The sequence below is a fragment of the Rivularia sp. PCC 7116 genome, assembly GCF_000316665.1.
Taxonomy (GTDB): domain Bacteria; phylum Cyanobacteriota; class Cyanobacteriia; order Cyanobacteriales; family Nostocaceae; genus Rivularia.
The window spans coordinates 7,603,350-7,622,361 of sequence record NC_019678.1; the positions used below are offsets into that span (position 1 = coordinate 7,603,350).

16 protein-coding genes are annotated in these 19,012 nt (G+C 38.2%); 8 read left to right on the top strand and 8 right to left on the bottom strand.

Annotation, left to right across the window (positions count from 1 at the left end; all coding sequences use genetic code 11):
• Position 1: 1 nt before the first annotated feature.
• From RIV7116_RS29215 to RIV7116_RS29225, 3 genes are all read right to left on the bottom strand, one after another.
• Positions 2 to 1,738 carry a diflavin flavoprotein gene (locus RIV7116_RS29215; protein ID WP_015121940.1) on the bottom strand — a complete coding sequence of 579 codons (1,737 nt, stop codon included), beginning with the start codon at positions 1,736 to 1,738 and terminating at the stop codon, positions 2 to 4.
• 106 nt (positions 1,739 to 1,844) lie between these two features.
• A complete protein-coding gene (locus RIV7116_RS29220) occupies positions 1,845 to 2,360 on the bottom strand; it encodes a phosphate-starvation-inducible PsiE family protein (protein ID WP_015121941.1) in 516 nt (171 codons plus the stop codon).
• Between the two features lie 246 nt (positions 2,361 to 2,606).
• Positions 2,607 to 4,340 carry a diflavin flavoprotein gene (locus RIV7116_RS29225; RefSeq protein WP_015121942.1) on the bottom strand — a complete coding sequence of 578 codons (1,734 nt, stop codon included), beginning with the start codon at positions 4,338 to 4,340 and terminating at the stop codon, positions 2,607 to 2,609.
• A 295-nt stretch (positions 4,341 to 4,635) separates the two neighbouring features.
• Here RIV7116_RS29225 and RIV7116_RS29230 point away from each other — a divergent pair, with 295 nt between their 5' ends.
• From RIV7116_RS29230 to RIV7116_RS29260, 7 genes are all read left to right on the top strand, one after another.
• Positions 4,636 to 5,178: a hypothetical protein gene (locus RIV7116_RS29230; RefSeq protein WP_198287560.1), complete on the top strand. Its 543-nt coding sequence runs from the start codon at positions 4,636 to 4,638 to the stop codon at positions 5,176 to 5,178.
• A gap of 152 nt (positions 5,179 to 5,330) precedes the next feature.
• Positions 5,331 to 5,999 (top strand): hypothetical protein, encoded by a 669-nt coding sequence (locus RIV7116_RS29235; protein WP_015121944.1) that lies wholly within the window; start codon positions 5,331 to 5,333, stop codon positions 5,997 to 5,999.
• Positions 6,000 to 6,455: 456 nt separating this feature from the next.
• A complete protein-coding gene (locus tag RIV7116_RS29240; protein ID WP_015121945.1) occupies positions 6,456 to 7,115 on the top strand; it encodes an NAD(P)H-dependent oxidoreductase in 660 nt (219 codons plus the stop codon).
• A gap of 121 nt (positions 7,116 to 7,236) precedes the next feature.
• Entirely contained in the window at positions 7,237 to 7,818 is a 582-nt protein-coding gene (locus tag RIV7116_RS29245; RefSeq protein ID WP_015121946.1) for a Crp/Fnr family transcriptional regulator, read from the top strand.
• A gap of 77 nt (positions 7,819 to 7,895) precedes the next feature.
• The gene (locus RIV7116_RS29250; protein WP_015121947.1) at positions 7,896 to 8,312 is read left to right on the top strand and encodes an ester cyclase; all 417 of its coding nucleotides are present in this window, start codon (positions 7,896 to 7,898) and stop codon (positions 8,310 to 8,312) included.
• A gap of 77 nt (positions 8,313 to 8,389) precedes the next feature.
• Positions 8,390 to 9,358: a Rieske 2Fe-2S domain-containing protein gene (locus RIV7116_RS29255; RefSeq protein WP_015121948.1), complete on the top strand. Its 969-nt coding sequence runs from the start codon at positions 8,390 to 8,392 to the stop codon at positions 9,356 to 9,358.
• 82 nt (positions 9,359 to 9,440) lie between these two features.
• Positions 9,441 to 10,457 (top strand): DUF2891 domain-containing protein, encoded by a 1,017-nt coding sequence (locus RIV7116_RS29260; RefSeq protein ID WP_015121949.1) that lies wholly within the window; start codon positions 9,441 to 9,443, stop codon positions 10,455 to 10,457.
• 166 nt (positions 10,458 to 10,623) lie between these two features.
• On the opposite strand, the gene RIV7116_RS29265 is transcribed toward RIV7116_RS29260, so the two are convergent.
• The gene (locus RIV7116_RS29265; RefSeq protein WP_015121950.1) at positions 10,624 to 11,142 is read right to left on the bottom strand and encodes a BON domain-containing protein; all 519 of its coding nucleotides are present in this window, start codon (positions 11,140 to 11,142) and stop codon (positions 10,624 to 10,626) included.
• 1,275 nt (positions 11,143 to 12,417) lie between these two features.
• Positions 12,418 to 13,092 (bottom strand): hypothetical protein, encoded by a 675-nt coding sequence (locus RIV7116_RS29270; protein WP_015121951.1) that lies wholly within the window; start codon positions 13,090 to 13,092, stop codon positions 12,418 to 12,420.
• A gap of 484 nt (positions 13,093 to 13,576) precedes the next feature.
• Between RIV7116_RS29270 and RIV7116_RS29275 the strand changes: the two genes are divergently transcribed.
• Positions 13,577 to 15,115: a histidine kinase dimerization/phospho-acceptor domain-containing protein gene (locus RIV7116_RS29275; protein ID WP_015121952.1), complete on the top strand. Its 1,539-nt coding sequence runs from the start codon at positions 13,577 to 13,579 to the stop codon at positions 15,113 to 15,115.
• A gap of 97 nt (positions 15,116 to 15,212) precedes the next feature.
• On the opposite strand, the gene RIV7116_RS29280 is transcribed toward RIV7116_RS29275, so the two are convergent.
• From RIV7116_RS29280 to RIV7116_RS29290, 3 genes are all read right to left on the bottom strand, one after another.
• Positions 15,213 to 16,640, bottom strand: a complete 1,428-nt coding sequence (locus RIV7116_RS29280) for a DICT sensory domain-containing protein (RefSeq protein WP_015121953.1) — start codon at positions 16,638 to 16,640, stop codon at positions 15,213 to 15,215.
• A gap of 319 nt (positions 16,641 to 16,959) precedes the next feature.
• The gene (locus RIV7116_RS29285) at positions 16,960 to 18,486 is read right to left on the bottom strand and encodes a UDP-N-acetylmuramoyl-L-alanyl-D-glutamate--2,6-diaminopimelate ligase (RefSeq protein WP_015121954.1); all 1,527 of its coding nucleotides are present in this window, start codon (positions 18,484 to 18,486) and stop codon (positions 16,960 to 16,962) included.
• A gap of 66 nt (positions 18,487 to 18,552) precedes the next feature.
• Positions 18,553 to 18,819: a glutaredoxin family protein gene (locus RIV7116_RS29290; protein ID WP_015121955.1), complete on the bottom strand. Its 267-nt coding sequence runs from the start codon at positions 18,817 to 18,819 to the stop codon at positions 18,553 to 18,555.
• Between the last annotated feature and the right edge of the window lie 193 nt (positions 18,820 to 19,012).

Sequence of the window (19,012 nt, forward strand, 5' to 3'; positions counted from 1 at the left end):
ACTAATAATAACTCCCCGATTTCCGGTGTTCTACAGCAGTCAAACCTTCATTTTCAAAGACTTCACCGTTATCAACTACAGCATAAATTAACCATCTTTCACCGCATTTGGTTCTATTTTGTACGGTACATTCTAAGTAAGATAATGCTTCGGTGAGAACGAGACAACCGTTGTCAGCAGTTTTTGTAGATAGATCGACAAACGGATTATCTCCTAATGTACTATGACGAGAAAAATAACGGCGCACATTTCTGCCTTCTTTGAGGATATTTAGTACAAATTTATCCCCTAAATTACATATCAAATCTGCATTTTGTTCGTCAGCAATAGCAATCATGATTCCTGGGGGGTTAAAGCTGGCTTGAGATACCCAAGAAGTTAAAACACCTTTATCTGTCTCTCCATCGCGAGTTGTTACAACACACAAGGAACCAACAATTCGCCCTACTGCTTGTTCGGTACGATCTATATGGGTTTCCGTAATAACTTGGCTAGGAGTACGATTTTTTTTAGATTTTTTCAAGTTTTCAGCAAATAATCCACCAGCTTCTTGACACTCTTTGAGAATTTGAGGTGTAGGAGTGAAACGAACCCGAATTGATTCAAACCCCAAGCGATAATTGGCATCTTTAAACTTGTTTTCTATTAAATCAACTGCTTCTCCACTCCACCCATAGGAGCCAAAGACTCCTGCTAATTTGGTTTTAGCTGCTGTTGAAAGAATTATTCCTAAAGCGGTTTGAATTTGAGTTGGTGCATGTCCACCTAATGTCGGCGAGCCAATAATCAATCCATCGCAAGCTTCTACAATGCGGGTAATCTCTTCTGTATCTGCGAGTTCGCAATTAATAGATTTTACATTCACTCCATTTTCAACTAAACCTTGAGCGATCGCACCTGCCAAAATCGCTGTATTCCCATAAGCAGAAGCATAAAGCAAAGCAACGCTCAACTCTTTGGATTTTTGATTCTGGCACCATTGATTGTAATCATAAGTGAATCTACTGAGACTATAATTAACAATTGGACCATGACCGGGAGCGTAGGTTTTGGCAGGAAAAACTGCAATCTTTTCTAAAATAGCTTCGACTTGTTTGGCTTGGGGTGCGTGGAGACAGTCAAAATAGTAACGACGTTCCGCATCTAAACTTTTCCAGTCTTTATCAAATAAGGTATCTTCGCAAATATGAGCGCCAAACAATTTATCTGTATAGAGAATTTTTGTACCTGAATCATAAGTACAAAGTCCATCAGCCCAACGGGGAGTAGGTATAGTCACAAATGTTAGATCGTGTCCACCTCCTAAATCTAGAGTATCCTCGGAGCGTACAGTTTGAATTCGCGATTCCCACTCAGGCAAAGCCGCTTTGAGCGCATTCGCAGCCGGACGAGAGCAAATTATAGTTGCTTGAGGAGCTATTGGCAGCAATGCTTCTAAAGTTTTTCTACGGTTGGGATTGACATGACCCAGAATAATATAATCTAAGCTAGTAAGGTCTAGATGTTGCTTTAATTCTTGGAGATAAATTTCCGTAAAAGATTCACCAGGAGGATCGATTAAAGCTTTTTTATCAGCTTGTATCAAATAAGAATTTGCTGTAGTTCCCTTTTGACGGGAATATTCAACTTCAAACTTTAATCGTTCCCAAGTTCGCGATCGCAAAATTTTTGTATCTTGACCAATTTCAGCAACTTGGACATCTCTTTTACGATTTGTGGTTGTGGTAGTAGTTGACATAATCAATATTGGATTAAATTTGGTATTTGGTATTTGGTAATTGGTAATTGGGTTAGAGGGGGTAAAACTTTCTAATTCATCACTGTTCACTGTTCACTGCTCACTGTTAACGCCCATTGGTTTCTATTAATTCCGATTTATTTTGTCGATTTCGATAGCGTTGAGATACTGCTTGTTCGGGATCGATACCATTAAAGGTAGGGGGTAGCCAAACTCGGAGAACTAATAGTACTCCTAGAACTAGTAAAAAGGCACAGGTTGCTACAACTTGAGTCCAACCGATTTCTAAAACACCTTTAACAATAATTTCTCGCAATGCGGAAACAATGGAAACTTCAACAGCTACACCAATAGATACTCGATGTTCCTGCAAGTAAATAATCAGCAGTCGGAATAACTCAACTAAAATCAGCAAAAACAGAATATCGGCAGTAACAGCATGAGACTCTAGAGGTGGAAGCAAAGAGAGAAACATATCTCTTACCTCAAGCACCATGAAGCTAAATAAACCGATACACAAGCAAATTACAATTGTGTCTTGAATAAATTCCAAGCTTTTGACAACGCGCTCCCGGTTGATTTCATACATGGAATTCGAGGTATTTTCAGCAGGATTATACATAGCGGGAAGAGGGGTAGATGGGAGAGATGAGGGGGAAGAGGAGCCATTGCGTTGCGGAGGTTCCCTCCGTTGTAGCAAATGGCGTGGGGTAGAGGGGGGAGATAATAACTACTCCCTTCCCGGTAAAAGATTACCTAAGTGATTGAGGGAGGGAGTGAGAGAGGGAGAGAGTGAGGGAGAAATTTTTATAGGAAATCTTAGAGCGGGATAGGAGTAATTATGTTCCCACTAACCACTAACCACTAACTAATAATGATTGCCTATTTTCCGATGGTGGACTGCGGTTAATGCATTTACCTGGGCAACTCGTCCGGTGTGGATGGTACTATAAATCACCCAATGGTCTCCACAATCCATGCGACTGGTGATTTCACATTCCATATAAGCCAGAGCTTCAGCTAAAATTGGAGATTCATTGGTTTGAGCGGGATATGTTTTTACTCCAGCAAATCTGTCTGCACCAGGAGGAAAGCGCTTGAGGAAATGTCTCATTAATCCTTGATATTTCCCTTCTTCCAAGACGTTTAAAACAAAGCTGTCTCCAACATGCAGCAAGGATTCAATTGCCCTGTCTTTGGCTACTGCAATTGCAACTCCCAATGGATTGACGCTCGCTTGTGTCACCCAAGAAGCCAGCATTGCACTTTGAACTTCTCCTTTTTTGGCAGTAATAATATAAAGTCCGGTGCTAATCCGTCCTAATGATTTTTCTAGCTCGTTATCGATAGATTTGATTTGTTTAATTGTCTTGTCGCGGTTCAACCATTGTCCTAAATCGGTTCCCGCTTCATCACAAAGTTGTTCTGTGGCTTTAGTGGGAGTTTCCTTAACTAATATCGGAGGAAAGATTTCGGTTAATCCCAATTCTTGAAACTTATTTCGTAAGGGATAAATGGGTTCATCTTCTCCTCCTCCCGATTCTAATAAACCAATTGCTTGCTTATTATGAGCAGTAGCTAAGATGGTGTTTAAAGCGACTTGAGCTACATCGGAAGATTGGGGAGGCATTCCAATAACTAAACCGTGAGCTTGTGTAACTATTTCTCGGACTTCTTGAAGCTCGGTATTATTGATATCTACTAATTCTACAATTACATCTGTTTTGTCACTGCCATGTGCAACCGCTCTTACTAATTCTTCGCTATAACCGTAATCTTCTACGTAAAATAAAGCTACTAATGTTTCTTTTTTAGTTTTCTCCGAACTCCAATCTTGATAGCGTCCAATCCATTCTGGAATATGGTGTTTTAATAAAGGTCCGTGTCCTGTTGCAACCGTGCCTATTTCTAATTTTTGAATCCGCTTTAAAGCCGACAACACCGAACGTGCATTCGGACCCATCAAACAGTCGTAATAATATTTGTAATCTTCCTCTATTATGCTGAAATTCTCATCATAAGTGCGGTCATCACAGTAATGCATTCCAAATACATCACAAGTATAGAGAATGTTGCTTTTATGGTCGTAAGTAAAGATTGTATCGGGCCAATGTAAATTAGGTGCGGAAACAAATTCTAATTCATGTCCGTTGCCTAAATCTAACTTTTGTCCGCTTTTCACCACCATTGATTCAAAAGGCTGGTGAACCATGTTTTCTAAAAATTGAATCGCTACCTTAGCGCCAACAACAGTAATAGAAGGAGCTAGTTTTAAAATATTTTTAACCAAGCCACTATGGTCTGGTTCGGTGTGACTAATAATTAAGTAATCTATTCTATTTACATCAATCAATCCCGCAAGTATCGATAGATATAAATCCTCAAATTTGCGGTGAGAAGTATCAACCAAAGCAACTTTTTCACCCTCTATTAAGAAAGAATTATAAGTTGTTCCATTCCGCAAACCAAACTCAACATCAAAACGCTCTCTATCCCAATCAAGACAGCGAATCGCGGTAGTTTGAGGAGCTATTTCAACAGTTTCAACTGTTAAACGTCCTGGATTTGTTTCAGCTTGAATTAACTGTGTGAGTTGAACCATTAGTTTTATCCAAAAATGTATTATGTGCAGTGGTGTTATTACTTATTATCTTGACGTGAAATATTCAATTCGTAAAATGCCAATTTGTAAAGCTATGCATTAGTAAAACTTATTATTCGCAGCTTGAGGAATAAGCTTGAGTTAACAAAACGACCGATTCCTTAATTTCTGGTGACCATCGATCCAAAATTCAATATCTCTGCTGAAATTAAACCAGGAGATATATAAACATAAAACTATGGTAGTAAGTGTATCTTCTCCATCTATGGTAATCATAATAAATTGTTTAGAGCATATGGAAAAAGATTCATCCGCAGAACAAATTACTCTCAGCACCAAAATAGCTCATAGCGCAATCAAACAATATAATTTTAAATCCTCCAAACTAAAATTCATCAAACATTTAGAAAATACAACTTTTGGATTATCTACCGAAAGAGGTAATTTCTTACTTCGGGTATATTGCGGATTGCAGAATACTGTTAAAGAGATAGAATCTGAAGCAAAAATCATCGAGTATTTAGCCAGTTGCAATCATTACAAATATCAAAAGCCCATTTACAACAATTCAAATAGCTTTGTTTCTATTGCTGAAGCTGACGAAATATCTAAGCCTGTTTCGATACTTTCATGGATTGACTCGCCGATTATTGGACATCAAGTCAACGATATAAGCTTGTTTAATAGACTTGGTAAATTAACCGCTCAAATTCACAATAAATTAGCAGAATGGCAAAAGTCTGTTGATTTTCAGCGTCCAATATTCGATGCCGATAATTTAGTTGGAAAAAATGGGGCTTTCGGATATGCGAATTATACTTACCCATTTATTTTGTAAGTACCTGATTTTCTCCTATAAATATTATTTTTGATACCTGATTTTCTCCTATGGCTACTTTATTTAATCTACAACAAAATAACTAATATAAAGCTGTTGAATCAATTTTGATTTGCATACAGCTTTATATAAAAAATAGATGCTTAATTATCATGAAACGACTTCTAATTTCAACACTTTTGGCGACAGTTTTGGGTTCTACCGCTGGTATGGCTGCAGTCCAAGCTAATTCTGTTAGTTCAGGACGTAGCAATGACTTAGATAAATACAGAGCGCTGTATAACTATACTATTACTGCGGGAAAAACAGCCTCGGACATTGTGGGTATGGGTATTGCAGGCTCTAACGACCATGTTTATGTATGGTACAAAGACGGAACGGTAAGTTCAGGACGTAGCAATGACTTAGACAAGTATAGACAGCGTTATCGCTATAGTTTACCTACAGGAAAGACTCCTTCGGACATTGTAGGTATTGGTATTGCAGGCTCTAACGACCATGTTTATGTATGGTACAAAGACGGAACAGTTTCTTCAGGAACTAGCAGAGACTTGGACAAGTATAGAACCCCTTATAACTACACTTTACCGCCTGGAAAATCATTCTCTGATATTGTAGCTATGGGTATTGCAGGTTCCAACGACCATGTTTATGCTTGGTACAGAGACGGAAAGGTTTCTTCGGGTACTAGCAACAATCTGGATAAGTATAGAGCGCCCTATAGCTATACTTTGCCTATTGGAACCCAAATAAATGACATTGTAGGTATGGGTATTGCAGGTTCCAACGACCACGTTTATACCTGGTTTAAAAATCCGTAATCGTAACACCATAAACTGCTTCGATAATTAACAACAGGACACTTGCTACAACTCCCGAAGAGCAATGCAGTGTCCTTACTTTTTGTCTTCTTGATTCTAAAGTTTGATATAAACCCTTAAAATTAAAACTATAAGTATTTAGGCAAAATTAATTGTGTATAGTCCGAAGCCAGGAACGAAGCAATCCCAAGAACTTCAAGTTTTAAAAATGTAAAATTAATTTTGCACGACTAATTACTCGAGCAAATTGGTTTTCAAGTTGAAATTGTCAACGGTTATGGTGAGTTTAATCTTCCGCCAAACCATGCAGCATTGATTGCAATTAAATCAATATAATATGTCTATTGGTACTTGCATAATTATGGAAAATCATGGATATTCTGTTAAGAATTATCAACTAGCCATTATTTGTAATTGCGTTTATCTTTAAAACTGGCTGTTTTTTTTTACTCCTACATGAACGCAACAACATTTGCACCCCAAGAAGTTCTCAAGCAACTAGAATGGCGTTACGCTACCAAAGAATTTGACTCCAGCAAAAAGATACCAGAAGATGTTTGGAAAGTATTGGAACAAAGCCTGGTACTTTCACCCTCATCCTTCGGATTGCAACCTTGGAAATTCTTCGTGGTTGGCAATCCCGAAATTCGTCAGCAATTAGTAGAACATTCCTGGGGACAGAAACAGGTTGTGGATGCTTCTCATTTAATAGTTTTAGCTATTAAAGAAGGTGTAAACGAGAAAGATGTTGATACTTATCTATCAAGGATGTCAGAAGTCCGAAATATTCCGGTAGATAAGCTTGAAGGTCTTGCTAATATGGTTAAAGGTTTTCTCGATCAACCTTCTGACGTTTTTGATAAAGATGCATGGTCAGCTAAACAAGTTTACATTGCTTTAGGGTTTTTTATGTTTACTGCGGCAATGTTAGAAGTTGATACCTGTGCAATGGAAGGTATCGATCCAACTAAGTACGATGAAGTTTTGGGATTAAAAGACAAAGGATATCGTACAGCAGTTGTTTGTACTGCTGGATATCGTCTTCCTAGTGACAAGTATGCAAATATGGCGAAAGTTCGCTTCAAAACGGAAGAAGTTGTGGAATATATAGATTAAGTTTTTGTGTAAATAAAAGTAATATTCTTGTAAGGTGGGCATCTTTGCTCGCCTATTTTTATGATTATGATTTACCTTTTCCCAAAATAATTGTAAGTGAAAGTAATATCAAAATTTTCTCATGCATCAATCATTTTATACGTTTATTCAGCAGCTTTCACCTGAATTCAAAATTGATATAAATCTTCTCGAAGAGAGCTTAAAATCTAGAAAAGTAAGTAAGGGAAAATTATTGTTTCATAAAGGTGATGTTTGTGATTTTGTCGCTTTTACTTACAAAGGTTGTTTGAGAAGTTTTGTATTGAAAGACGGTAAAGAATATACTCTATTTTTTCATACCGAAAATCAAACTTTTGGAGATTATGAAAGTTTTCAAAAACGGAAACCTGCTTGCTTTTCTTGTCAAGCCATTGAAGATTCAGAAATTATGATTTTGAATCATCAAACAATGCTCTTGTTTGAAAATGCGCCGGGAGGACAAAAATTACTGAGACTTGTTGCTGAAGATTTAGCATTTCTATTGAGAGACAAATTACTTTCTCTTTTAATTGATACTCCGCAAGAACGCTATCTCAAGTTGATAGAAACTGAACCCCAACTTTTGCAAAGGATTCCTCAATATTATCTCGCTTCATATCTTGGTATTGAACCGGAATCTCTAAGTAGATTAAAGCGGAGAGTGAATAAACACAGAGAATCTTAACCAAAGTCAATGAAAGTCGAAAATCTGCAAATTATAGTGATTAAAAATAGACTTTTGCAGAAATCGTTGTAGAAAATATGTTACTAGAACAGAACAAAGCAATCGTGCTGAAAATGTATGCAGCCTTTGATAAACAAGATGTTGAGCAAGGTATAAAATTTATGTCTGCTGATATAGTCGGACATGGATTGGATACAATTCCTTGTAAAGGAATTGATGATTTCATGCAGTATGCAATGTCATTATTTACTGCATTTCCAGATGGTTATCACCTGTTTGAAGATGTTATTGCTGAAGGTAATAAAGTTCTCACTCGCGGAACTTTCAGTGGTACTCATCAAGGGGAATTGATGGGAATCTCCCCGACGGGAAAACAAGTCAAATTTTCAGTTATACATATTGATACTATTGTAGATAATAGAGTTATAGAACATTGGGGTCAAGCTGATGTTTTTGGAATGATACAGCAGTTGGGTTTTGCTAAAAGTCTTTAATAAGTATTGAATAATTAGGGAGCAGGATGCTCCGACTACAGAACGAGTTAATAATTAAATATTAGGAGAATAATTTCATGAATTATATTCTTCCCGGTGCCCCTTGGTTAGTTGCTCACCGTTCGATGTTATGTATCGATAAGCCTTATAAAATTACGCTCAATAACTGCGATTATGTCATTTGGCAAAATGCAAAAGGTGAAATTTATGCTTTAGAAAATGTATGTCCGCATATGCAAGCTCCTCTATCTAATGGTTGGATTTGCAAGGAACATAACTCGATTACTTGTCCGTTTCACGCGCTGGAATTTGATGGTAAAGGTAGACTTATTAAGGATGGAGAGGTAAAAGGAGAACCGATTGCAAAAAGCTTGAATTTAATTATTCAAGATGACTTAATTTGGACTTATGGTAATTTTGAGCCTCGTTTACCTATTCCTAGTTTGATTTCTGAGAAAACCAAGGGATTAAGTTTTTTAGGCATTGCAGGTGATACGACTATTCAAGCTGAATTTTTGCAGTGCATTAAGGTTAACTATGATTTTAACCACCAGAATGGAGTTCATCACGATACTTTTAGAATTAAAGATAATCCAGTAGAAAGTTTTGAAAAGGATGGTTATTACGCTAAAGTTGTGCAAACCTTTCTCCGGGAAGACAATACAATGCAGGAACTCTTCCAGAATCCATCATTAATGACTTTTCCGAAAAAGATTAAAAATCAGTTAGTTTATAATTTCCCATCAACTACTTTATTTAAAGCTGAAGTTCCCCTCGGAGAAATTCTACAATTCTTTATTCTTTACCCAGAAACAGAAAATCAAACCCGGACATTTGTACTTTTATATGCGAATTGGCGGAATCCTATAATTAATGTACCCGGATTCGGAGATTTAATTAAACGTTCGCTCTTACAGTCAACGGCTAAAATTGTTGAACAAGATAGCAAAGCTGTTGAAAGTTTATATCCGCAGCAAAAGCCGAAAATTCGATTACCAAAAGAAGAAATTATGTCTTATGTTGAGGGGCTTTATCATGAGTGGTGATTAAGTAAAGTTTAAAAGTTTAATTAGGAAACCCGATTTTTTAAATAACTGGGTTTTTCGTATAAAATCGATAACTAATAAGATGGAAATAAATCAAACCACTGCATCAAAATTAGTAGAATTAGTTTTAAACTGCGTCGATTGCGAATATCCTCACAGTAATATCTATTGGCTGAATAGCGATGAAGACGTAAAACCACCCCGAGAATTGACTCCTGCTTTTTACGGTTGTTTAGATTGGCATTCTTCGGTACATGGGCACTGGTTACTTGCGCGTTTAGCTCGCGGTTTTCCAGAAGCAGCTTTTAGTTTGTCAGCAAAGCAAGCTTTAGAAAAAAGTTTAACTTCCGAAAATATTGAGGGAGAGGTGTCATATTTGAAGCATCACCCTCGTTTTGAAATTCCTTATGGTGTCGCTTGGTTATTGCAGCTTGTCGCCGAGCTTCGTGAATGGGATGATGTTTGTGCGAAGCAATGTTTGATGGCGTTGCAACCATTAGAAATACAGATTGCCGAAAACTTATACCATTGGCTGAAAAAGTTGATCGTTCCCAATCGCACTGGGATGCATAAGCAAACGGCTTTTGGATTGGGTTTGATTTTCGACTGGGCGCAAACCACAAAAAATACTGACTTTATTCATTTAATTGAGGATAAAGTAAAACAGTTTTATTTCCAGGATAGAAATCATTCTTTAAGATTTGAACCCTTGGGACACGATTTTCTTTCACCCTGTCTTGCTGAAGCTGATTTGATACGAAGAACACTTACAAAAAATGCTTTTGCTGACTGGTTAACTAATTTTCTTCCAGATATACCAATTGATAATACAAGTTGGTTAAACCCCGTTGAGGTTAATGATGCTGAAGATTATATGCAAGCTCACTTCTACGGACTAAATTTGAGTCGAGCTTGGATGATAGAAGGAATAATTTCTGGATTACCTAATGGCGATCGCCGCATTAAAACACTTATAAATACTGCTGCTGTTCATCGTCAACTTGGATTAGCAAATGCCGTCAGCGAACATTATGCTGGTAGCCATTGGCTAGGAACTTTTGCTGTTTATCTAGCAACTTCTCGTGGTTTGGTTTCTTGATTGAGAGTTTACGCAGGTAAAGTACTAAGGATTTGATAATTTTTGATTACCAATTACCAATTACCAATTTTGAGTAATAAAACATAAAAAAACAGGACTTAACTAACCTTAAGTCCTGTTTCGGGTAATAATTCGACTCAACACACTTGAGCGAAATTTGAATTTTCTACTGAGGATTAGTACCTTCAGGAGCAGCACCTTCGGGAGCAACAGGAATAGCACCTTCAGCACCAGGAACAGCACCTTCAACATTTGCTTCTACGTTTACCCCTTTCACGCCTTTAACTCCTTTAGTTAAAGGTTCAACTTGTTGAAGTTCTTCTTGAGAAGAAACTGTACCGCCAACGGTAACAACTCCTTCTTGCTCTTTAACTTCTAAGTTGCTAGCTGGTAAATTTTCTTTTAGCTTTTTACTAACTTCTTTTGATAAATCGCTTGTTAACGCATCTGCTCCTTCACTTACAGCAGCTGGATCTTTAGGTGCGGTTTCCGCTCCGGGAACAGATCCAGATTGACCTAAAGGTTGATTTAAACCTTCTGTTTCACTAGCTTCTCTTGCTGAAGGTTGTAAAGCCTCATTAGTAGCACTGGGATTTTCTGAACCAGTGTTAGCGGCTTCTTCACCACAACCAACTGCACCTGTAACCAAAATACCGCTAATGAGAAGAGGAATAAAATTTTTCATTTGAATCTCCTTATAGATCCTTCAAAGCAATTAAATTAATCGGTGTGTTGTGTTGAGGAGCGACTGTTTAAAAACAATCGAAGATGAGTTTGAGTAAGCACCACTTGAGGTACTAAATTTGACGAAAACTAAAGATAGCATTACCTCTTATAAGAAGCACTTTCTTTGAATTTCCATAACCAACCACTAGATATATACGACACAACAATACGAAATTGCATTTTTAAAATCTGACACGTTTGCCAATAACTTTCAAATGCTTACATGTAATGTCGCCGGACAGCAGCTATTTGATGTTAGCAAATTTGTGAAAGTTAGCCACTTTTTTTTCAAGTTGCTGTTAGTTTATTAAATCTAATTGAGAATCAAACTTTAAAACAGCTTGCACAACTTAAATGCAGCAAATTCATCTATCTTTACACTGAAGTAACTTTTTGCAACTTTTTTTGCCTGCAATTAAGTGTTAACGCCCTACGCGAAGTCAAAAGCAATACAAGTGTATATGAAAGCTTAATAAATGATTGCACTAATCATTAATAATTAACAACTGATTGCTGCTTCAGTCTCAACAAAAAAATACCCTATTCCTGAAATTTAGTTATTTAGGAGTATTCATGTGGTAAAAAACAATCCTAATCTCACCCTTTACACTCTTGACAGTTTTAAGATGTTTTTATAAGCAAATTATTAAATTATTAATTCTGGAATAGTGAAGAGAAAACTAATAAGAGAATCATAAATACATTCTTATAAGACACGCTTTTCATCAAGGCAGTTCCTATCGAATAGTTTTATAAATTAAACCAAAATTATATTAGACATTAAGCTACGTAATATATGATGCATCTATCTGTAGAAAAGAAATTTTATAGAATATAAAAAAATAATTAAAAAGTTTGGTATCTAATTAGGAATGGCCGCAACTGGCACATTTATGCTGTAGGGTGCTTGTACACAGATTAATTGTTAAGGGAATAATAAAGCAATGAGTGTACGGCACCATCCGAGTTGTGTGACGCGCAGCCTTAGTCCTGCTAATATTTATGACTTACGCAACTAGCAGATCGCGTTCGCTCGCACGGTTACGCCGAATGCAATCGTCTTATTACAGTTGCGTAGCGCTTAAAAACAGTTTGCTTCTCAGGTTAAGGTAAGAAATAGGCTTTGGAGGCAAAGCCTCCATCTACTACCGATGCAAGATTTGACATCCTCGCCGCCCTGTAAGTGCAGCGATTCCCATCTATTCAAACAATTCGATTCAGCGAACAAATTTGATTAAAAAGCAGACTCGCGATGGTCAATAATTACAACTTTAGAATCCTTGCCCGCTATTGGCTTCGGATTTTGCTCAATATTATTAGTATCGGGGGCAGAATTTATATAGTCAGAATCATTGGCTGCGGAATTAGGAGCATCGTAAATTTCAAATTCTTCAATCCCGTGATTTTTTACAATTACCTCAGCACTACTAATAGAAGCTTCACTGCCATCTAAAATTAATAGATAATCACCGCGCTCAATTCGTTGATTGTATATTTTCGCTCGTTCTTCAGGAATTCCCAAACTCACCAGCGCGCCTAATAAGCCACCAGCAGCGGCACCAATGCTAGCACCAGCCACAGTTGTAATCAAAGTTGTAGCAATTTCACCAGCAAGCAATATTGCACCAACACCCGGAACAGCCAAACTACCCAAGCCCACAAGTAAACCTGTTATACCTGCAAAAACTCCACCTGTAACGGCTCCGGTAGTAGCAACTTCATCAGTTTTGTTGGCAAGCTGTTCCTTAGTCTCTATACCACCAACTTCACCATCGCCATCACTATTTCTAGCAATTACAGAAGCTTTATTCATATCGAAACCAGCATCCTTAAGCTCTTGGAGTGCATCTTCAATATTCTTGCGGCTCGAAAATGTTCCAACAGCACGCTTATGTTCGCCCAAACTCATTTAAAATCTCCGTTTAGCAATTTAATATAGTTAGTAGTTCGCCACAATCAGTCATAATCAAAGTTAGACCTACGTGTCCTACTAATGTTCTTGCTTAATAAACTTAAATTGCAATCAATCTCTAGTTAACATGTGCATTTATCTTGAGGAGGAAATTAGGGAGTAGGAAGTAGCGAGTGTTAATTTGAGGCGTGTTTGTAAACAGGACTTACGTAATTGTCATCAGGTTTTGGTTGGTGCGTGACAGGAAAACCTTATTATTGCGTTAGAAATCAAGCGGACTGTCACAGCACCCTACAAGCAAAATGTTCCAGTTGCATAAGTCCTAGTAAATAAGCGTGTTTGTAACTGAAAACGGAAATCGCCCCTATAGTTGTTCGGTTCTACTCCTTTCGTTAGAAGACACATTTTAGGTAAGCTCATATGTAGTGAGTCACCAGTTTCTGAAGCTGTTAGTCGCTTTGAAATAAAGGGGTGAAACCTTGTGTATGAGTATAAGTGGATTTTGCCGAGTTTAAAGGAAATTTTAGTTTCAAGTGGAGCATCACTAGCTGAATGTTCGTTGCATAAAGCACGACAACAATGGCGTACAGCTGCTTCTGCTGCTCAAGAACTGCTGTTAAATTCTTTATCTGTAGTTACACCTGTCACGAATCAGGGATTAGTTTTGGCTGCGCCTGCACCTGTATTGTGCGAGTCAACGCTCTTGGAGTGTTTGCGGACTGTAACTTTTACGGCAAAGCCATTTAACCCTTTGGCTTTGATGCCCTTTCAAATGTCTGACAGCAGCGAAGCAGCACAGAAAAATATTTCCGATGAGTCAGTGTTACCTTTGCTGAGGGTAGATCCATTGGCGAAGGAGCAGTTTTGCTTAATTTTTACTAAAAAGTTTTCATTAATATTAGTTTTAGCCGAAGAAAGTAATGATAAAAGTAAGTTTTTATTTTCTTTCGATCCAGAAGTAATTAGTCAAGCATGGCAGGCTCTCGCGGGCAGGGTAATGCTAACTAATCCCGATTTATTTGTGGAGTTGGATAATTTAGTACAGGAATATTATCCGGTTGCACCTGATTATCGATTAGTTATGCAGTTCAGTCAATTGTTGCTGGCGAAGTATCCGGAAACTGAAGATAGAGGAACAAAGTTGCATGGTAAAGGAGCGGGAGAATTTAAAAGCAAGGTTGAAGAATCACATTGCTCTAGCTACTCTACTGCTACCTCAACAAAACCCTCATCTCGCTCGGATGTTGAGTTATTGCAGGCTTTCGCTCATGAAGTGCGTACTCCTTTAACAACAATTCGTACTACTACCCGTTTGTTATTGAAGCAAAAAGATTTGCCTGCTAATGTTACTAAAAGATTGCAATCTATAGATCGCGAATGTACCGAGCAGATCGACAGAATGGAGCTGTTGTTTAGGGCTGCGGAATTAGAAACATCTTCTTCCCAAAACCCTTCTAATTCTCAACTAACGTCGATGTGCTTGGAGCAAATGTTGCAGCAAAGTATTCCTCGCTGGCGGCAAGCTGCAAATCGAAGAAATTTAACCTTGGATGTACTTGTGCCGCAGCAATTACCGGCGGTGGTAACTAACCCAGGTATGCTTGATAGAGTCCTTACAGGCTTGATGGAAAACTTTACACGTAATTTACCCGCAGGTAGTAATATTCAAGTTCGAGTAATTCAAGCTGGCGATCAATTAAAGCTGCAATTGCTGCCAAATTCTTCGCAAGATATAAAACAAGCGCAATGTTCTAATACGCCACCCATTCGCAAAGCAATTGGTCAACTTCTAATGTTCCAGCCGGAAACCGGTACAATAAGCCTGAATTTAGCTGCTACGAAGCATTTATTTCAAGCTATCGGCGGCAAGTTGATTGTACGCGAACGTCCTCAACATGGTGAAATTTTGACGATTTATCTGCCTTTAGAAGGAGTAAATAATTCAAATTCTTGCTTTGATAAATTTGAGCAATATGGATTGAAAAAGCTCAAAGAGCAAAGGTTAAAAGTCAAGGGTTAAAGGATTTTGGATTGCGAGTAGGAAGCTAGGATTATCAAGTAGCAAGTGATGAGTAAATTATTCTTCATCTTGTCTCCGACTCTCCTTATTCCCCCTGTCACTGGGAGACGCTAGGCAAAAGTACTTTAAAGCTAGAGCCTTCACCCGGCATGGAAGAGACGGATATGCTTCCTCCACAACGTTGGAGTAACTTTTCTACAATAGTTAAACCTAAACCAGCGCTTCCTGTTTCTTCGTTAACAACTGGGCGCACCTTGTAAAAGCGATTAAATATTTTAGAAATTTCATTTTCTGGAATACCTATACCGGTATCGCGGAATTCTAACTGCACGTAATTTGGCTGAATCCGAGTTCTTACCCAAACTTGACCGCCGTTTGGCGTAAATTTTATACAATTAGATAGAAGATTAATTACTATTTGCCTTAATCCACCGCTAACGCACCAAACATATGGTAGGTCGTTTGGTACGGTATACGCGAGCATGATGCCTCTTTCCTGTGCCAAAGGTTGGTAAGTGCTAACAACACCTGGTACAACCTCAGACAAACATACAGGTTCTAGAGAAGTGGATTCCAAATTACGTTCCAACTCTACCAAATCCATTACACCAGTCATCAAATAATTTTGGCGATCGCACTCTCGTTTAATCATGTCCAAGTAACGCTGTCGCTGGGTAGTTTTGATACTAGGAGAATTTAATAAGGAAAGTGCAGTTTTTATGTGTGTTAGGGGTGAAAGTAATTCTTGACACACATTTCTGAGATATTCGTCCTTTGCTTGTAACTTTGTCTGGAGTGTTTTGTTTTGTTCTTTAAAACTACTGAAACGGCTTTTATATTTTCGGGAATTTATTTGCTCTTGTCTTTTAATTTGTGCCAGAAATAATTGGCTAGTTAAAGCAGATTTTGGTTCTTGAGGATAACTAAATTCAGGTGTTGCTAAAAATTCTTCTGAGTTACTTATGTTTTTGATCGCATTTAATACTTGCTCAATTACTTTACCGTCAAAAGTCTGGACAGTTACCAGCGACGGAATATGATGATTACTTTTGCGATCTAAAATCTGCTTTTTAACTTTCCTGAGGGGACGATGTGCCAAAAGCAAGCTGCAAAATTGAGCAGATAAAACAATAAAAAAATATTCTCGTTCAATTTGGCGATTCTCAGCAATCATTTGTATCAAATTATGCTTTGAACCGGAGTCAGAAGCCGAATCATTGCCAATGGATGCCAGCGTATTTGAGTTAACCTCTGTGTTTATTTCTCCAGCCTTAGCTAGTTGGCAATTATAGATAAGCGGATTATCAAAATGCTGCCGATACCGCTTTAATTGCGAGTTAAAAATATCTAACGGAGGAAATTTAGCCACAACAGTAGCTGAAATTTCTTGCTCAATGAGTAAATCAATTTGCGACTTCACCATAGACAGCAAAGTTGTACAACTAAGATTTAAAGGTTTTGGAGGCAATTGCACTTTCATTGCCGACTGATAAATAGATAAGTTCTGAGGTGGAGATAAATTCATAACAACTAGAGAAAACAAAAGAAGGAAAACCTAAGAAGTATCTAGCAATAAATAATACTTTCTTAGATTCTCCCCCCTAAGTGTGATTTTTTTACAAAAAGATAGAAAATTAAAAATTAAAAAATTAAAAATTGGGCATTGGGAATTGGGTAATGGGTAATTGGGCATTGCTAATTGGGCATTGAAAATTAAGTTAGGAGTTAGGAATTTAATATGTAGTAGGAGCGTGTTAAGTTCCCTACTAAAAATAAAGTTGCGAAATTTAATTTTCTTCCCATCACCCATGCCCCATTACCCATTACCAATTACCCATTACCCATTACCCATTCTTCATCCTTTCCTCTAAAGCTTCTCGGGCGTGTTCTCTATCGTCAAAATGTATTTTTTCAGTACCAAGGATTTGATAATCTTCATGTCCTTTACCGGCTAATAGTATTCCGTCTCCGGATTCTGCTTCCATAATTGCAGTACGGATAGCGCTAGCTCTATCGCCAATCACCATTGGCTGCACTGTATCGGGAATTCCGGTTAAAACATCTTGTAAAATGGCTTCTGGATCTTCAGTGCGGGGATTATCGGAAGTGACTACGGCTAAATCGGCTAAATGAGCGGCGATTTTACCCATTTTGGGACGCTTGGTTTTGTCTCTATCTCCACCACAGCCAAATACGCAAATCATTTTACCCGGAATAAATGGGCGCGATGCTTTTAATAAATTTTCCAAACTATCGGGAGTGTGAGCATAATCTACAATTACGCTGACATCTTGGTTTGAGCTAATTTGGACTCTCTCCATACGTCCGGGAACTCCCTCAAATTTGGGTATCGCCGACGCTATTAATTGTAAATCTACACCGAAGTGTAAAACGGCTCCTACAGCCGCTAATAGATTTTCTAGATTAAATTGTCCTACAAGAGGCGATCTAAAAGCTACTTCACCTTCTGGAGTATGTAAGGTGCCGTTGACTCCATTAGGTTCGTAACTCAACTCGCTCATGTATAAGTCAGCAGTGGAATCATTGACGCTGTAACTCCATACCTTGCGCTCACTTAAAGATTTTATTAACCGCTTACCATAAACGTCATCGGCGTTAATTATTGCCCTGCCGGTAAGATAATCAGAACCAAATAGTAAGCTCTTAGCAGCAAAATAATCTTCCATATCCTTGTGGTAATCAAGGTGATCTTGAGTCAAGTTGGTAAATACACCAACATCAAATTTGCAACCCAAAACCCTTCCTTGTGCCAAAGCATGGGAACTTACTTCCATAGTTCCATACTCATTACCAGCATCGAGAGCGGCTTTCAACTGTTTTTGTAACTCAACTGCAAACGGAGTAGTGTAAGCAGCAGTTTGAACAAACCCCTTCCAACGAGTATACAAAGTTCCCATCAAAGCAGCATCTAATTCAGCTTGCCCCAGAAAATATTCAATTAAATGGCTGGTAGTGGTTTTACCGTTAGTTCCAGTTACCCCAATTAACTTTAACTTGTGTCCGGGATAATCGTAAAAAGCCGCAGCTAGCTGAGCGCAAGCTTTTGTCATATCAGCCGCCACGATAACCAAAGGAGAATTTCCATCAACTCCTTCTTGATAAGGAGGAGCAAGGGGAGGATACTTTTGGGCAGCTTGAGGAGAAATTACAGCAGCGATCGCACCAGCTTTAATCGCGCTTTCCCAAAAATCTCCGCCATCAACTCGCGTACCCGGCATTCCAATAAATACATCCCCAACATTGGTAGCATGGGAATTTGTTGTCAAACCCTTTACTTCGGCATCCATAGCAGGATGCTGGGGTAATTGGGACAAACTATCAATAGCACCTAGTAATTCACGCAGTTTCATTTCGTCGTCCTCGTCACACGCATTGCTTGCGCTTATTCTGCAACATTTTTCACGATATACAAACACTTAAATATACTTCCGGAGAGTTTTTTCTAACTGACTTACCGAAGTACGGGGAGAAGGGCGGGGAATTGTTTGCAAACTATCATCTTTTGCTACACACAGTACGGGCACTTCATACTGATAAGCAGCAAACCAATCTTCACGAGTGGTAATATCTCGCACCTCAAAATCAAGAGAAGCTAAATCCTGGGTTTGCAGTATGGTTTCCAATTTTTCCTGCAAACCCTCGCATAAATGACATCCCGGCTTACTGTATAAAATTAGTTTCATAATGAATTTGGTAATTGGTAATTGGTAATTGGTAATTGGTAATTGGGCATTGGTAATTGGGCATTGGTAATTGGAAACTTTTCACTGCCCACTGCTCACTGATAACTGCTCACTGCTCACTGCTCACTGCTCACTGCTCACTGCTCACTGTCCGCTGTTCGCTGCGAACATAAATTTGGGAACTATAAATATT

Bases quoted from the DNA above. Each gene is read 5' to 3' on its own strand.
- RIV7116_RS29225 (WP_015121942.1), bottom strand. From the start codon at position 4,340: ATGGTTCAACTCACACAGTTAATTCAAGCTGAAACAAATCCAGGACGT.
- RIV7116_RS29215 (WP_015121940.1), bottom strand. From the start codon at position 1,738: ATGTCAACTACTACCACAACCACAAATCGTAAAAGAGATGTCCAAGTT.
- RIV7116_RS29230 (WP_198287560.1), top strand. From the start codon at position 4,636: ATGGAAAAAGATTCATCCGCAGAACAAATTACTCTCAGCACCAAAATA.
- RIV7116_RS29245 (WP_015121946.1), top strand. From the start codon at position 7,237: ATGCATCAATCATTTTATACGTTTATTCAGCAGCTTTCACCTGAATTC.
- RIV7116_RS29240 (WP_015121945.1), top strand. From the start codon at position 6,456: ATGAACGCAACAACATTTGCACCCCAAGAAGTTCTCAAGCAACTAGAA.
- RIV7116_RS29285 (WP_015121954.1), bottom strand. From the start codon at position 18,486: ATGAAACTGCGTGAATTACTAGGTGCTATTGATAGTTTGTCCCAATTA.
- RIV7116_RS29220 (WP_015121941.1), bottom strand. From the start codon at position 2,360: ATGTATAATCCTGCTGAAAATACCTCGAATTCCATGTATGAAATCAAC.
- RIV7116_RS29260 (WP_015121949.1), top strand. From the start codon at position 9,441: ATGGAAATAAATCAAACCACTGCATCAAAATTAGTAGAATTAGTTTTA.
- RIV7116_RS29290 (WP_015121955.1), bottom strand. From the start codon at position 18,819: ATGAAACTAATTTTATACAGTAAGCCGGGATGTCATTTATGCGAGGGT.
- RIV7116_RS29250 (WP_015121947.1), top strand. From the start codon at position 7,896: ATGTTACTAGAACAGAACAAAGCAATCGTGCTGAAAATGTATGCAGCC.
- RIV7116_RS29270 (WP_015121951.1), bottom strand. From the start codon at position 13,092: ATGAGTTTGGGCGAACATAAGCGTGCTGTTGGAACATTTTCGAGCCGC.
- RIV7116_RS29280 (WP_015121953.1), bottom strand. From the start codon at position 16,640: ATGAATTTATCTCCACCTCAGAACTTATCTATTTATCAGTCGGCAATG.
- RIV7116_RS29265 (WP_015121950.1), bottom strand. From the start codon at position 11,142: ATGAAAAATTTTATTCCTCTTCTCATTAGCGGTATTTTGGTTACAGGT.
- RIV7116_RS29235 (WP_015121944.1), top strand. From the start codon at position 5,331: ATGAAACGACTTCTAATTTCAACACTTTTGGCGACAGTTTTGGGTTCT.
- RIV7116_RS29255 (WP_015121948.1), top strand. From the start codon at position 8,390: ATGAATTATATTCTTCCCGGTGCCCCTTGGTTAGTTGCTCACCGTTCG.